The sequence below is a fragment of the Klebsiella sp. BIGb0407 genome, assembly GCF_024807845.1.
Taxonomy (GTDB): Bacteria; Pseudomonadota; Gammaproteobacteria; order Enterobacterales; family Enterobacteriaceae; genus JGM124.
On record NZ_JANUEQ010000003.1, the window covers coordinates 94585 to 108697 of the forward strand.

Sequence of the window (14113 nt, forward strand, 5' to 3'; positions counted from 1 at the left end):
AAGGTTATGTCCAGACTCACGATACAGATTCATCATATTCCATCATCTCGCTTACTTTCTGGCTTGATTCTGGCCGGCGGAATCGCCGCGGTGGCTCTGTGGCTCGGGAATGAACCTGCTATCGCAAAATGGGGCCTTGGGGCGCTGACCCTTGCGATTCTCGCTGGCATGGTAATCGGCAATACACTGTACCCTAAAATCGAGTCGTATTGCGGTGATGGGGTTCTGTTTGCCAAGCAAACATTGCTCCGTCTCGGGATAATTCTCTACGGCTTTCGTCTGACATTTTCACAAATTGCTGAAGTGGGCTTCAGCGGTTTACTGATTGATGCTCTCACCTTGTGCAGCACCTTTGCCCTGGCCTGCTTTGCAGGTAAATATTTCTTTGGGCTGGACAGACAAACCCGCTGGCTGATTGGTGCCGGCAGCAGTATCTGTGGTGCCGCCGCAATCCTTGCGACTGAGCCTGTGGTAAAAGCCGAAGCGAGTAAAGTGACGGTTGCCGTCGCGACGGTGGTTATTTTCGGTACCCTGGCGATTTTTATTTATCCGCTACTTTACCCGCTGGTGATGCAGTGGTTTACGCCTGAGACATTTGGCATTTATGCCGGTTCAACCATGCATGAGGTGGCGCAAGTGGTCGCCGCAGGGCACGCCATTAGCCCGGAAACTGAAAATGCAGCGGTTATCACTAAAATGTTGCGGGTGATGATGCTGGCTCCGTTTCTGATTTTTCTTAGCATGCGCGTCAAAAGCTTATCCACTGGCACGAATAAACAACCGGGTAAGATTACCCTGCCCTGGTTTGCCCTGCTGTTTATTGTTGTCGCCATTTTTAACTCTTTTAATTTATTACCAGAAAATATCGTTAAGGCATTAATTTTTATCGATACCTTATTATTAGCCATGGCAATGGCAGCCCTGGGGCTCACCACGCATATCAGTGCGTTAAAAAAAGCAGGAGCGCGTCCTTTATTGCTGGCATTGATGTTATTTATCTGGTTATTAGTCGGCGGTGCAGCCATAAACCTGGTTACACACTCGCTGCTGGGTTAACCGCTCCCTCCCTGAAGAACAGGGAGGAGACAAACCCTCCCTCTCTTCGGCAAGCAGCCCCCCTTGCAACAACCAGTGATAAAGGGCATGTGTACGTTCGAACCCTAATTTTTGCATAGCTGTATATTTATGAGCACAAACAGTTTTTCTGCTCAAGCCTAAAAATTCAGCTATTTGCTTTATAGATAGCTGCGCTTCTATTGCCTGAAGGGTCTGTTTCTCACGCAGGGTAAGGGATTTTCTATTTAATTTATCAGATGATATTTCTTCTGGCGGCATTGTATATAATGTATCCAGAACGTTTTCCAGCAACTCTATTTCTGCACCTGAATTTAGTTCTTTTTGATAGCAGACTCCTCTACCTGTTTTTTTAAACATGATGATTCTATTACATATTCCTTTGTCATTTTCTCTGGATGACGAAGTCGTCACCACCAAATCAGCATATTTTATATCTTCGATCGCATTAAATGTTACAGATATATCATTTTGAAAAAAATACTCTTTCAGAATTATTTTAATTGCCTTCACCAGGTAGATATTTTCATCCCATAGCACAATATTAATAGCGTTTCTCATTTTAAACCTTATTGTTTTTCGGCAAAAAAATGCCTGACTGAATGTAGGCATCAGATTTTATAAGAATATTTTTGTAACGATGGTAACAGCAATTTCATACAACGTATTATTACCAACGGCATAACTCTTTTATTTTTTATAGTTATATAAAAACCCTGATATTTTAGATGCCTGTTTAGCATTATAACAATAAGGATAACCTTATAGTTCAGGCATATCATCAGATAAACTTACCGTTCACTTCAGATTTATCGAATATAATGAAGGTTATATTTTTGATTATATTAAAATCGTTCCTATTCCTTAGTTTTTATTTATTAAATTTTTTAAAATCAGGATCCGCGCGATTTACTCTCGCCAGGAGAGTGGCCAAATTTACGCATAAATGCGCGTGAAAATGCAGCGGCGCTTCCAAAACCAACCATCGCAGCGACAGATTTTACGCTATGCCCGGACCGAAGTTTGGTTCTTCCCAAGACTAAACGCCAGCTGGTTAAATAAGCTCCAGGCGATTGTCCGACAGTTTTCTTAAATACTTCAATAAATTGCGCACGTGACATGCCCGCAATGGCGGATAAGTCGGGAATATTCCAGTTCAGCGCGGGTTTATCGTGCATAGCGACGAGACTCATATGAAGTTTAGGATGTGCAAGCCCTGCCAAGAGCCCGGCATCAACAGTGCCAATCGCTATTGCCCGACGAATGGCTAACACAACGACAACTTCGCACAGACGGGTCAGGACTGAATCCCCGCCACAACGAGCGACTTCGTTCTCAGCCACAATCAGCTCAACCAGTCCCTGTAATTGCGGCGTCTCCGTCATTGAAAAGCACAGTTCGTCGGGTAATGCCCCGACCAATGGATTATCGCAGCCACCAAAATCGACTCTGGCAGCGGCGCATAACGTGGCTCCAGCCGGGAGCTGAAATGATCTCCTGGCACGATAAAGCAAATGGGTTGGGCTACCCAAGCGATTGATGTCGATGATTAGCAGGTTCGCAGAGTCTGCTGAATCGCAATGCATCGTGCGAAGTTGAAAGGCTTGCAGGAAGGCCGTCAACCGGTCATGTCTTAGTGAAACATTCGGACTTTCAGTCATGTTTTTATCAAACTTTCTCACCATTAATCTCTTATCCTATCGTAAAGCACTTTTATTACCCATAACAAAAACGATAGACAGGAGATTCTATGCCTCAAAATTCTGCCGCTAAATTCGATGCTGCCCGAGCCGGGGAATATGCACAGCAAAGCCGGATTGCTCTCGCCGGATATGATGCCTGTCATGAACTTTCCGCCTGCATGCTGTCGGCGGCTCTGGGAGAAGGAAAACCTGCGCGCGTGCTGGTCGTGGGTGCAGGAGGAACAGCAGGTGAAATCATCACCTCGGCGGCACTTGAGCCATCCTGGTCATTCGTCGCCGTCGATCCATCTCAGCCGATGCTGGATCTTGCCGCCATAAATATCATCCGGGCAGGGATCGCGGACCGGGTGGAAACCCTTACTGGGGCGGTATCTGACCTGGATACAACCCCGTTATTTGATGCAGCAATCATGATTGGGGTGTTGCATCACCTGCCCGGCGATAAAGCAAAGCACGATGTACTGGCAGAGATTGCCATGCGTCTTAAACCGGGTTCCCCCTTGATAGTTGCGGGTAATTATCGCGCTTACGCTTCACAACCCTTGCTGATGGCGGCGTGGGCAAATCGCTGGCGGATGAACGGGTCGGGACCTGAGGAGATCCAAGCCAAGATGAACAAAATTCTGCAAGGCGCAGAGCCGCCTCAATCGGAAGACGCCGTCATTGCCCTGCTCACCGAGGCAGGCTTTCAGCAGCCGATTCGCTTTTTTACCAGCCTGTTCTGGGGAGCCTGGCTAACCCGACGTGAATAAGGTTAAGTCAGGTTTTAGCATGCTTTAAGATAATTGATTGCTGAAAATCCTGTCTTAATCGTTATGATGGCTGCTTTGTAGCAGTAGATTACACAGGAGAACGAAGATGAAGTTTATTGGAGCACATGTTAGTGCCTCTGGGGGTCTGTTTAATGCCGCCATCCGTGCCCACGAAATAGGTGCCACTGCGTTTGCCCTGTTTACCAAAAATCAGCGGCAATGGAATGCCCCTCCCCTGACCGAAGAGATCATTACGCAATTTAAACAAGCCTGTGAACGCTACCAATATCTGCCCGGACAAATTCTGCCTCATGACAGCTATCTGATTAATCTGGGGCACCCTGAACAGGAAGCGCTGGAAAAGTCACGTGTTGCATTTATTGATGAAATGTCACGCTGCCAGCAACTGGGGCTGACCTTACTGAATTTTCACCCGGGCAGCCATCTGAAAAAAATCCCGGTTGAGGACTGCTTACAGAGTATCGCAGAGTCTATCAATATTGCGCTTGAACAGACTGAAGGCGTGACCGCGGTAATTGAGAATACCGCCGGGCAAGGCAGCAATCTTGGTTTTCGTTTTGAACACCTGGCAGCGATCATTGAAGGCGTGGAGGATAAGTCCCGGGTTGGGGTCTGTATCGATACCTGTCATGCTTTTGCCGCCGGCTATGACTTGCGCACCGAAGCTGACTGCGAGCAGACCTTTGGTGACTTTGAGCGCATCGTTGGCTTTAAGTATTTACGTGGAATGCATCTCAATGACGCCAAGAGTGAATTCGCCAGCCGGGTTGACCGCCACCATAGTCTGGGTTCGGGTAATATTGGCCTGACGCCCTTCCAGTGGATTATGCGTGATGCACGTTTTGACGGTATTCCGTTGATTCTGGAAACCGTTGACCCGGATATCTGGGCTGAAGAAATTGCCTGGCTAAAAGCACAACAAGTGAGTCAAACTACTGTTTAAAATCTCTACAGCAAAGCAGAAACCTTACTAACTCAATCGCATAATTATTGGAGCAATAACATGGGTATGATGAGTAAATTGGTTGTTAAACCTGGGTCAAAAATTCTGCTTTCTGACGTAGACCCAAACTATAGCGGTAACTATAAGTCAGAAAAAGACGCACAAAAACAGCTTGATGAACAGTCAGCGAATATCACTCAGCTTCAAAGAAAACTCTATGCCGATCGGCAGCATTCCCTGCTGATTATCTTGCAGGGTATTGATGCTGCGGGTAAAGATGGCACCTGCTGGCATGTACTCAGTTCCATGAACCCGCAAGGAACCAGCGTCCATGGTTTCAAGCAGCCGACGGCAGAAGAGAGCAGCCATGATTTCCTTTGGCGCGTTCATCCGCATGTACCCGCTCGCGGTCATATCGCCGTTTTCAACCGCTCACACTATGAAGACGTCCTGATTCAACGCGTACATAAAATGGCGTCCGACAAAATCATTGAAAAACGCTACGGTCTTATTAATGATTTTGAAAATATGATTGCTTCGAACAATACGACCATTCTGAAGTTCTTTTTATACATCTCTCCAGAAGAGCAGTTAAAACGATTTGAAGAGCGTTTGAACGATCCGCTGCGGCAATGGAAGATCAGCGAGTCTGATTATACAGAACGTGCTTTATGGAATGATTATATAAAAGCGTACGAGGCGATGCTTGAGAAGTGTTCTACTAAAAACGCACCCTGGTATGTGATTCCCGCCAATCATAAGTGGTTCCGCAATCTGGCCATCAGCAACATTGTTGAGAAAACACTGCAGAATATGAAGCTGGAAATACCTGAGCCAACGGTCTCTCTGGATGAGATCAGGAAAAAATACCATCAGGCTAAAAAAGAGAAACTTTAGAACTTTCGTCATATTGGCCCCCACCTTCTTCAGTGAGGGCCAAATAGTGCCAGACAATATTATGCTGCAGTTTTAGCGGCTAACTCAGAATCAGGACGCTTCAGGAAGGCATAAGCCACACCGGCAACCACTGTACCAGCGATAATTGACAGCAAGTAACCCACGACTGGCGTAATCGCACCTGGAATTAACAGTACGAATAACCCACCGTGTGGTGCCATCAGTTTTGCACCGACAGCCATCGACAGTGCACCTGTGATGGCGCCGCCGACGATACAGCAAGGCAAGACACGCATCGGGTCACGGGCTGCAAAAGGAATTGCGCCTTCGGTAATAAAGCACATACCTAACACGACCGCAGCTTTACCCCCTTCCTGCTCTGCCTTGTCAAATTTCTTACGGGCAATAAAGGTCGCCAGACCCAGAGCCAGCGGTGGAACCATACCCGCGGCCATAATCGCCGCCATCGGAGCATAAGTTTGCGTACTCAGCAGACCCACACCGAAGGCATAAGCGGCTTTGTTCACCGGGCCGCCCATATCGGTACACATCATGCCACCGAGGATAGCACCCAACAGCACCGCATTCGCCGTACCCATGGTTTGCAGCCAGTGAGTCAGACCTTCAAGGATCTTAGAAACCGGGGTTCCTATCAGATAAATCATTGCCAGGCCAACAACCAGTGACGAGAGCAGCGGAATAATCAGGATAGGTTTCAGGGCTTCCATGCTGGAAGGTAACTTCAGTTTTGAGCTGATAAGTTTGGCCACATAACCGGCAAGGAAACCGGCAATAATACCGCCGATAAAGCCAGAGCCAGTACTTACTGCCAGCATACCGCCCACTAAACCAGGGGTCAGGCCAGGTCGGTCAGCGATCGAGAAGGCAATAAAACCAGCCAGAACCGGAACCATCAGCGCAAACGCAGATCCGCCACCAATTTGCATCAGTGCAGCGGCCAGCGTGCCTTGCTCTTTAAACGCTTCGATACCAAAAGCAAATGAGAGTGCAATACACAAGCCGCCTGCAACAACCATCGGCAGCATATATGAAACACCGGTCAGCAGGTGACGATAAGCGCCAGCCTGTGATTTTTTACCGGTAGCTGAGGTTGACGCTGTACTTGAGCTGCCCTTAACGGTGTAAGGCTCTGCTTCAACGACTGCTTTATCCAGTTCCTGAGCGGTCTTTTTCAGCGCAAGACCTGTGGAAGTACGGTACATCGGTTTGCCGGCAAATTTTTCGAGATCAACCTCGATATCTGCAGCAACGATAACCAAATCAGCAGCAGCAACTTCTTCTGCAGTGATAGCATTTCCGGCACCGACTGAACCACGGGTTTCAACCTTGACCCACCAGCCACGTTTTTTCGCTTCGGTAGTAATAGCTTCAGCTGCCATAAAGGTATGAGCAACGCCGGTCGGGCAAGCGGTTACGGCCACAATACGTTTTGGACCACTGCTTTGTTTCACAGCAACTACTGGAGCAACGAAAGGCTTAGCTTCGGTAGTCAGTTGATTCAGTAAAGCGTCCGGGTCAGCAATAGCCTGCTGAATATCCGCGAGTAAGACTTTTTTATTGTTTAAAGCATCATCTGCCGGGAAAGCACTTCCCAGCACTAATACCCACTCAGCCTCTGAGGGCAAATCGGTCAATGTAAACTCTGCTTTAGAAGCCGCAGCGCTCAGACGTAATTTTGCAATATAGGCACTTGCCTGCCCCATATCATGGGCCATAATTAACAGCGTTTTCATGGTCTGTTTCTCCTGCTGTCAGTGAAAGGGTTTTAACTCAACACGGGCCATCATCGCGGCCAGTTGCGTTCTGTCAGTTATACCTACGTTACTTTGACTCACAGCCAGGGCTGCTACAGCGGTAGCAAGACGCAGCGTATGTTCACTCGATTCACGCATCAAAAGACCATAAATCAGTCCGCCAACCATGGAGTCACCGGCACCGACGGTGCTAACGACTTCACAAGATGGGGGTTTAGCAATCCACTCACCCGATGCGTTGACCCACAGGGCCCCTTCCGCTCCGAGTGAAATCACCACATGGGCGATACCTTGCTCGCGCAGAGCGTGGGCGGCTTCAATCACATCTTTAAGTTCAGGTAATTTACGTCCCGCCCAGACTTCAAGTTCGCGGCGATTCGGCTTCACCAGCCAAGGCGCAGCTTTCAGACCGGCTACCAGCGCTTCGCGGCTACTATCAAAAATAATGCACGGACACTGGCTACGCAGACGTAACATCCACTCAGTGAAAGCGTCCGGTGACACACCTGCTGGCAGGCTACCACTCACGCAAACCATATCGAACTGACCCAGCCAGGTCAGAGAGTCAGCGACAAAGCGATCCCAGTCTGCACCCGTCACTTCAAAACCAGAGAAGTTAAGATCCGTCACTTCACCGTCTTTTTCCGTCAGTTTGACGTTAATGCGGGTACGGCCCTGAACAACCTGGAAACGGTTAGCAATACCCAGATCGCTGAACAGGTGCTGAAAGCCTTCCTGATTCTCTTTACCCAGGAAGCCACCCACAGTGACATCAATACCTAAATCTTTAAGTACTTTGGCGACGTTGATACCTTTACCCGCCGCATGGAGGCCGGTAGTGCGCACCAGATTCACTTCGCCACGCTCAATTTCTGCGCAGTAACCGACTAAATCGTAAGCTGGATTTAGCGTTATTGTTGCAACACGTCTGCTCATTGTGCACCTTCTCCAAGACCGGCAGCAATTGCTTCACCAATAGCGTTCAGCGCCTGTTCAGCTTCTTCCCCCTGGGCATTAAAGCGCAGGCGGTGACCTTTTTTAACACCCAGCGCAACCACTTTCATCAGGCTACGACCATTCGCGGGTTTTCCCGTTCCATCAAGGTTTATTACCGTCACATCACAGTTGAACTGCTTGATAGTGTTGACTAAAACAGTCCCCGGACGGGCATGCAGGCCATGTTCATTTTTAATCACAAACTCAGCGCTTAAGGCTGAATCTGTCTCAACATCATCAGAGGTCAGCAACATCAGCAATAAGGAGGCATCTGCCGTTAACAGTTTCTCTGCGACCTTCGTTGCCAGCAACGCATCCAGACGCTTAAGTACCGGAAGCGGCTTTTCATCGACCTGAGCTACGGTGACCAGCAGTGAAACTGGCTTATCCTCAACGCTGAAACTCGCAGCCGGACGGCTGACAGCGATAGCACTGGCCAGATTGCCTTCAGCACTGTCGTTCAGCCAGACGCCTGCGCCAAGATAAACCGGCATAGTCGAAACGGCATGGCTGACAAAGTGCGCGTCAACGGCCTTAGCCTGCTTAAGACGACCGGCATTCAATGCCTGCAGGGTCACTAAATCCTGGGTATCCACATTCAGCGTCAGCATACTGTTATCCAGCAACAGTTCTGCGGTCTGCGTTTCTCCCATCAGCAAGGCGCGTAGTTCTTCAGCCTGAGTCGCTGATTTCAGCTGTTCAGCAATACTGTCATCACTCAGAACATGCGTCAGTTGACGCAGCAGGCCGAGGTGTTCATCTGAGCTAGCAGCGATACCAATAGCGACATACGCCTGCTGACCATCACCCCAGGTCACGCCTTGAGGAAACTGAAAGACCTGCACACCGGTTTTGAGTACCAGGTCACGGGTATCGGTAGTGCCATGAGGAATAGCAATCCCGTTACCCAGATAGGTAGAGGTTTGCTGCTCACGGGCTAACATGCCGTTGACATAACCTTCACCTGTATATCCCGCCTGCTCAAGTGCAGCGGCAATCAGACGGATAGCCTCTTCTTTATTACCGGCGGCACAACCGGGATGTATATTCTGGGCAGATAGCTGGAACATGTTGCTCCTCTCCTATGTGTTGAATCGATTCAGTCAGGCTTTAAAAAAAATCCTCATCGGACTTGCTGGAGATGATTTTAAGATCGCTGAAACGTTTCAATCATTTTGGATCTGATTGACTGCCACCGCAATAGATCTCGCTTTTCTGTGCTCAGAATTTTGAGCTTCAGCACATTTTCAGCTGATAATGACCGTCTGGCTGAAGCTTTTAAGGCAAGTCGTATTCATTAGCTGAACGCTAAATACAATGAGAAGATGAGTACTAAGAAGGTTTCGACAGGTATTCAGGGTTGAATACGTTTTCCTTCGGCATCGAGTAAATAGGTTAAGAGCGCGGTGCCATCATGGCTTACGCGAAACTCTCCGTAACGCGCATTCTCAAAACGCTCTGCATGCCCTTCCTGGAAGAAATAACTTGGCGTACCGATTTGCAATGTGTTGTTAGTAAGGCGGTATTTCATCAGCACCTCCTGTGGTTTCAGCGTGGGTTCCTGAGCAAAGTGTGCCTGCATAGCTCGGTGTTGCTCATCAAGTTCAACAACAAGGGTACCCGAACTCTCGGGCCGGGTTTGGCCTTCGCGCCCGAACTGCTGATAGAGACTGCGAGTAAGCGCATAATCCAGCGCCATGTAATCACCCTGCATTAGCGAGCGTGGGTCAACCGGAGCCAGCTCCATAATCACCAGGGTTCCTTTTTCCAGTACCTGTTCTTTCTGGAAAATAGAGAGGTTAACGATAATGAGTGCTATCAGAATAACGCCTGCCGTCAGCCATTTCAGCACAAGGTTAGTTTTCATGAACGTCTCCGGTTACAGCGGGGAGTAATTGCTTAGCCACCCAAGCCAGGCACAAGAGAAGTACTCCACTTGCGAAAAGTAACAGTGACTTATACAACAAGGTGACATCAAGAAAGTAATACCAATTCATGAGATACCACATCAGGAAACAGCCTGTGCAGGCCAGTAACCCTTTGCTCCCCAGATAGCGCGCGGCTAATAAAAATATCAACCCGAGACCAATACCCGGGGCGAAAATGGCGATAGTGCCGCAGACAATAGCGGCCGGGAGATAAATGATACGAGCGGATGCCTTGAAAGCGAGAGCATAAACCAGAGCACTCGCGATAAGACCCACCGCCACCCCGGAGCCAAGTATCAGGGGGAAACCGTTATTGAAAGAATATCCCCAGAATATTTCACCGAGGATATCAGACGGCATACTGGCAAAAGACTGTATTCCCAGTCCGACAGGTATGCCATAGAGAAGTGCGCTTATCAGTTGCTGATGAGTCCCAGTGCTAGTTTTTTCCGGACGGGTCAAAGCCCATAGCCATAAAACGACTATCCCGGCGACCAGCAAGGCCATGATCACCCATGTCAGCTTGACGGGTAACAAGGTGATGATAAGCGCAGTCGACGTCGGGATAAAAAGAAATACCAGGGCGGCAACGGCCAGAATACGATAAAGACGGTCAGGCATAGCCACTGCCATGAGCGCAATAACCGGCAGACACCACAGGGTGCCAATAAAATCCTCATGGCTCCAGAAGGGTTCAGCCAGTAAATAGACACCAATGCATAAGCCGATGGTGGCAGCAATCGCCCATGCCAGTCCAATATGGCGTTTACCTGTGTGTCCTGTCCGCAACATCATCCCGGCTGGCACGGCTACCATTAACGATGCCACTATCAGGCTAATTTCCGCGGTCTCATCAAGCAAGTCGGTAACGTATAGCAACAGCCCCAGCAGACACAGAGAAATCAGCCCGGCAACCCAGCACCCAAGCGCCAATGCGCCGCGTAGATACCAAGGTAAATGAGCTGAGTGGTCAAACTTTGTGATTTCGGCCACCTGCACATCAGTTAATAACCGGCGCTGATAAAGCTCTTGCAACAGGGTTTCTTCGTCGCTTAAAGACCGCTTAGTCGTCCCCAGGACTGGCATTTTCCGCCGCCAGTGCAGCAGCAACGCGCCACCGGCAATCAGTAAAAACACCATTAACAGGCCGCTCATAAACAGCGTGCCAATATCCCAGAACGAGACGAAGCGTATTATCAATACACAGCCAACAGTAACCAAGCTGATAACGCCGAACGTTAACATACACAAGTCCGGGCGGTGATAACGATAGTAGTAATAGCCGACGGCCAGAACGACAGCCATGAACATGAATGGCACCAGGCTGGAAACGCTTTCATCCCAGACAGATTCGGTAATCAGCGAAGTGAATGTCAGTAGCAGGTAAGCAGCCATGAAGCGTGAACACCAACGACTGGCCAGCCAGCTGGAAGGTGAATTCCTGGTTGCGTATTCAGCGAATGCCTCACGCATGAGCAGGAGAGAGGTCTGGACAATAAGGTAGCCATAGAGGATAGAAGCAGGCAGCCAGGATAAAAACGATGGCGCTATGTCAGCAAAAAAGCGTTCGCTCTGGCTGATATAATAAAGCTGAAAGGCCAGGTTCGCGATAACCCAGGTACAGAACCACAGCGCATTCTGGCGTCCCAGCAAAGCTAAAGGAAACAGTACACAAGCCCAGGTAAAGAACAGTTCCCAGCTATCGGCCCCGGTCTGGTAGACCTGACCATATAACGCAAATAGCCCGCCAAAACTGAGCCCGACGGCTAACAATGCCATTCGCGCCACCGCATCATACCAGCGCCACCAGACAATAACCGCGAGAGCAATAATGAACAGCTGAGCCAATAAAAACTTGGTCATCTTCGGCATCTCAGCCCAGTTCCAGGCGATGAAAAACACCGTTCCGGTGACTAAGGCCAGCAGACCCAGCAAGGTGAGAACCAGGGTAAGAAAACTACGCCATCCGGTTAAGCTGGGTCTCACACCACAATAATAGAGAATTTGTTGATAAGCGGTGGGTGATAACCTGTGGTTCTGTTCTGTTGATGAACCTATTAGTGAGGAAAGGGAATGACACAGACGTTCTGCGGCCCCGGAAGGCATGGCATCCTGCTGATGCGGCGACAAGTCCATACTGACTCCTTACCGATGTAATATCTCATTTATCTTTCGGGTATATCAGATGCCGGGATTATACCCTAACCTTTTCATATTTAAGTGGTTGGCAGATCAATATTTATGGGACGTTTTCAGTCACAAAATATACCCTAAATAATTCCAGGTACAGGAAGGCGGCAAGCAAACGAATCCCGATGAGCGCACGAGAGTAAGTGATTCGGGTGAGTGAACGCAGCCAACACACCTGTAACTTGAAGTATGACGGGTATAGTTATTTAGTTTGAGTATTTTCATACAGTTAACTATTTTTGCTATTTCATTAGTTTTTGTCGGTGAATACTGTCTATTTTGGACCCAGATCAGTACACTTCGCAGGCCCTTTTTATCGATAACCGGATTGTATGCAAACGCCCCTGACCTCCCTGCGTAAAAAAACAGACTCAACTTCTCTGGCCTTTCTGGCGATTGCATTTCTGGCGGGTATCGCCAGCGCCTTACAGACGCCGACACTCAGTCTGTTTTTAACCGATGAAGTACAGGTTCGCCCGGTTATGGTGGGGTTCTTCTTTACCGGTAGTGCAATAATAGGCATCCTGGTCAGCCAATATCTGGCCCGGCACTCTGATAGCCGGGGTGACCGCAAATCGCTGATTCTTTTCTGTTGTATTCTGGGGGCTCTGGCCTGTTTGCTGTTCGCCTGGAACCGTAACTATTTTATTCTGTTGTTTGTTGGGGTCTTTCTGAGCAGTTTTGGCTCCACTGCAACACCGCAAGTCTTTGCCCTGGCGCGTGAACATGCCGATAAAACCGGGCGAGAAGCGGTCATGTTTAGCTCTGTGTTACGTGCTCAAATCTCCCTGGCCTGGGTGATTGGCCCGCCACTGGCCTTTGCTCTGGCGCTTAATTTTGGTTTTGATGTCATGTACTTGGGTGCTGCCGTCACCTTTATCATCTGCGGTATTATTGTTCGCTGGAAGCTGCCGTCGATGCCAAAATCAGCGGTCAGTATCAGTACTGATGCCCCTCTGGAAGCCCCACGCCGTCATCGTCGGGACTCACTGTTACTGTTTGTTGCATGCTCAATGATGTGGGGATGCCACAGTCTTTATCTGATTAATATGCCGCTGTACATTATTAATGAACTCAATCTGCCGGACAGACTGGCCGGAATAATGATGGGTACCGCAGCCGGGCTGGAAATTCCCGTGATGCTGATAGCAGGTTACTACGCGAAACGGTTTGGTAAAAAGCGACTGATGCAGCTGGCGGTTCTGGCAGGCGCACTCTTTTTCATCGGCATGCTCTTCGTAAAAAGTGAGGTGCTGTTACTTATTCTGCAATTATTCAATGCGATATTTATTGGTATTCTGGCCGGTATTGGCATGATTTATTTTCAGGATTTGATGCCAGGACAGGCGGGTTCTGCAACCACGCTGTATACCAATACCGTTCGTGTGGGCTGGATCATGGCTGGTTCACTGGCAGGAACCGTCGCGGAGATCTGGAGCTACCACAGCGTTTTCTATCTGGCATTAGGTATGGTCGTGATTGCTGTTTATTGCATGCTACGAATCAAAGACGTTTAGGGTGCCGTTGCGGCTTCAAGATGAATAAGGTAAGTCATCGCATGATGGCGATTATCACCACACATATCGTAAGCTGCCTGCAACCCACCACAGACAGCCGGCCGTAAAGGCGAACCAAAAATCAGGCAGAGATTTTGTTCAGAAAGCTGAATACAGCGGGTGTTAGCCGGTTTACCGTCAGGCATGCCTGGGATCGGGGTCGAAATTGAGGGTGCCACACAGCAAGCACCACAGTCCGGACGACAGTCCATCGGCACATCTCCACACTCGCCAAAGATAATGGCCGGACTCTAGCAACCTGCTGGCAATAAAGATAT

Annotated in this window: 13 protein-coding genes; 5 read left to right on the top strand and 8 right to left on the bottom strand. The window is 48.9% G+C overall.

The features are described from left to right. The first annotated feature begins 6 nt into the window (after positions 1-6). Positions 7-1056 carry a YeiH family putative sulfate export transporter gene (locus tag M2387_RS10525; RefSeq protein ID WP_259049124.1) on the top strand — a complete coding sequence of 350 codons (1050 nt, stop codon included), beginning with the start codon at positions 7-9 and terminating at the stop codon, positions 1054-1056. Here the strand turns inward: M2387_RS10525 and M2387_RS10530 are convergent. Continuing rightward, the gene (locus tag M2387_RS10530) at positions 1006-1635 is read right to left on the bottom strand and encodes a response regulator transcription factor (protein ID WP_259049125.1); all 630 of its coding nucleotides are present in this window, start codon (positions 1633-1635) and stop codon (positions 1006-1008) included. The two genes, M2387_RS10525 and M2387_RS10530, sit on opposite strands and share 51 nt — an antisense overlap. Before the next feature lie 332 nt (positions 1636-1967). Beyond that, positions 1968-2759, bottom strand: coding sequence for a helix-turn-helix transcriptional regulator (locus tag M2387_RS10535; RefSeq protein WP_259049126.1), 792 nt, complete (start codon positions 2757-2759; stop codon positions 1968-1970). 65 nt (positions 2760-2824) lie between these two features. Between M2387_RS10535 and M2387_RS10540 the strand changes: the two genes are divergently transcribed. The 3 genes from M2387_RS10540 (at position 2825) to M2387_RS10550 (ending at position 5390) form a co-directional block, all read left to right on the top strand. Continuing rightward, a complete protein-coding gene (locus M2387_RS10540; RefSeq protein WP_259049127.1) occupies positions 2825-3529 on the top strand; it encodes a class I SAM-dependent methyltransferase in 705 nt (234 codons plus the stop codon). Between the two features lie 106 nt (positions 3530-3635). Then, entirely contained in the window at positions 3636-4493 is an 858-nt protein-coding gene (gene nfo / locus M2387_RS10545; protein ID WP_259049128.1) for a deoxyribonuclease IV, read from the top strand. 66 nt (positions 4494-4559) lie between these two features. Further along, positions 4560-5390 carry a polyphosphate kinase 2 family protein gene (locus M2387_RS10550; RefSeq protein WP_259049129.1) on the top strand — a complete coding sequence of 277 codons (831 nt, stop codon included), beginning with the start codon at positions 4560-4562 and terminating at the stop codon, positions 5388-5390. 59 nt (positions 5391-5449) lie between these two features. On the opposite strand, the gene fruA is transcribed toward M2387_RS10550, so the two are convergent. From fruA to M2387_RS10575, 5 genes are all read right to left on the bottom strand, one after another. Further along, a complete protein-coding gene (fruA, locus tag M2387_RS10555) occupies positions 5450-7144 on the bottom strand; it encodes a PTS fructose transporter subunit IIBC (RefSeq protein WP_259049130.1) in 1695 nt (564 codons plus the stop codon). A gap of 18 nt (positions 7145-7162) precedes the next feature. Continuing rightward, positions 7163-8101 carry a 1-phosphofructokinase gene (gene fruK, locus M2387_RS10560; RefSeq protein ID WP_259049131.1) on the bottom strand — a complete coding sequence of 313 codons (939 nt, stop codon included), beginning with the start codon at positions 8099-8101 and terminating at the stop codon, positions 7163-7165. Beyond that, positions 8098-9231: a fused PTS fructose transporter subunit IIA/HPr protein gene (gene fruB, locus M2387_RS10565; protein WP_259049132.1), complete on the bottom strand. Its 1134-nt coding sequence runs from the start codon at positions 9229-9231 to the stop codon at positions 8098-8100. Before fruB ends, fruK begins: the two co-directional genes overlap by 4 nt. Before the next feature lie 284 nt (positions 9232-9515). Further along, the gene (locus M2387_RS10570) at positions 9516-10028 is read right to left on the bottom strand and encodes a GDYXXLXY domain-containing protein (protein WP_259049133.1); all 513 of its coding nucleotides are present in this window, start codon (positions 10026-10028) and stop codon (positions 9516-9518) included. Continuing rightward, positions 10018-12225: a DUF4401 domain-containing protein gene (locus M2387_RS10575; RefSeq protein WP_259049134.1), complete on the bottom strand. Its 2208-nt coding sequence runs from the start codon at positions 12223-12225 to the stop codon at positions 10018-10020. The genes M2387_RS10570 and M2387_RS10575 overlap by 11 nt, the downstream gene beginning before the upstream one ends. 386 nt (positions 12226-12611) lie before the next feature. Here M2387_RS10575 and M2387_RS10580 point away from each other — a divergent pair, with 386 nt between their 5' ends. After that, a complete protein-coding gene (locus M2387_RS10580) occupies positions 12612-13796 on the top strand; it encodes a sugar efflux transporter (protein ID WP_259049135.1) in 1185 nt (394 codons plus the stop codon). Here the strand turns inward: M2387_RS10580 and M2387_RS10585 are convergent. Then, a complete protein-coding gene (locus tag M2387_RS10585) occupies positions 13793-14047 on the bottom strand; it encodes a YkgJ family cysteine cluster protein (protein WP_259049136.1) in 255 nt (84 codons plus the stop codon). The genes M2387_RS10580 and M2387_RS10585 overlap by 4 nt on opposite strands. Between the last annotated feature and the right edge of the window lie 66 nt (positions 14048-14113).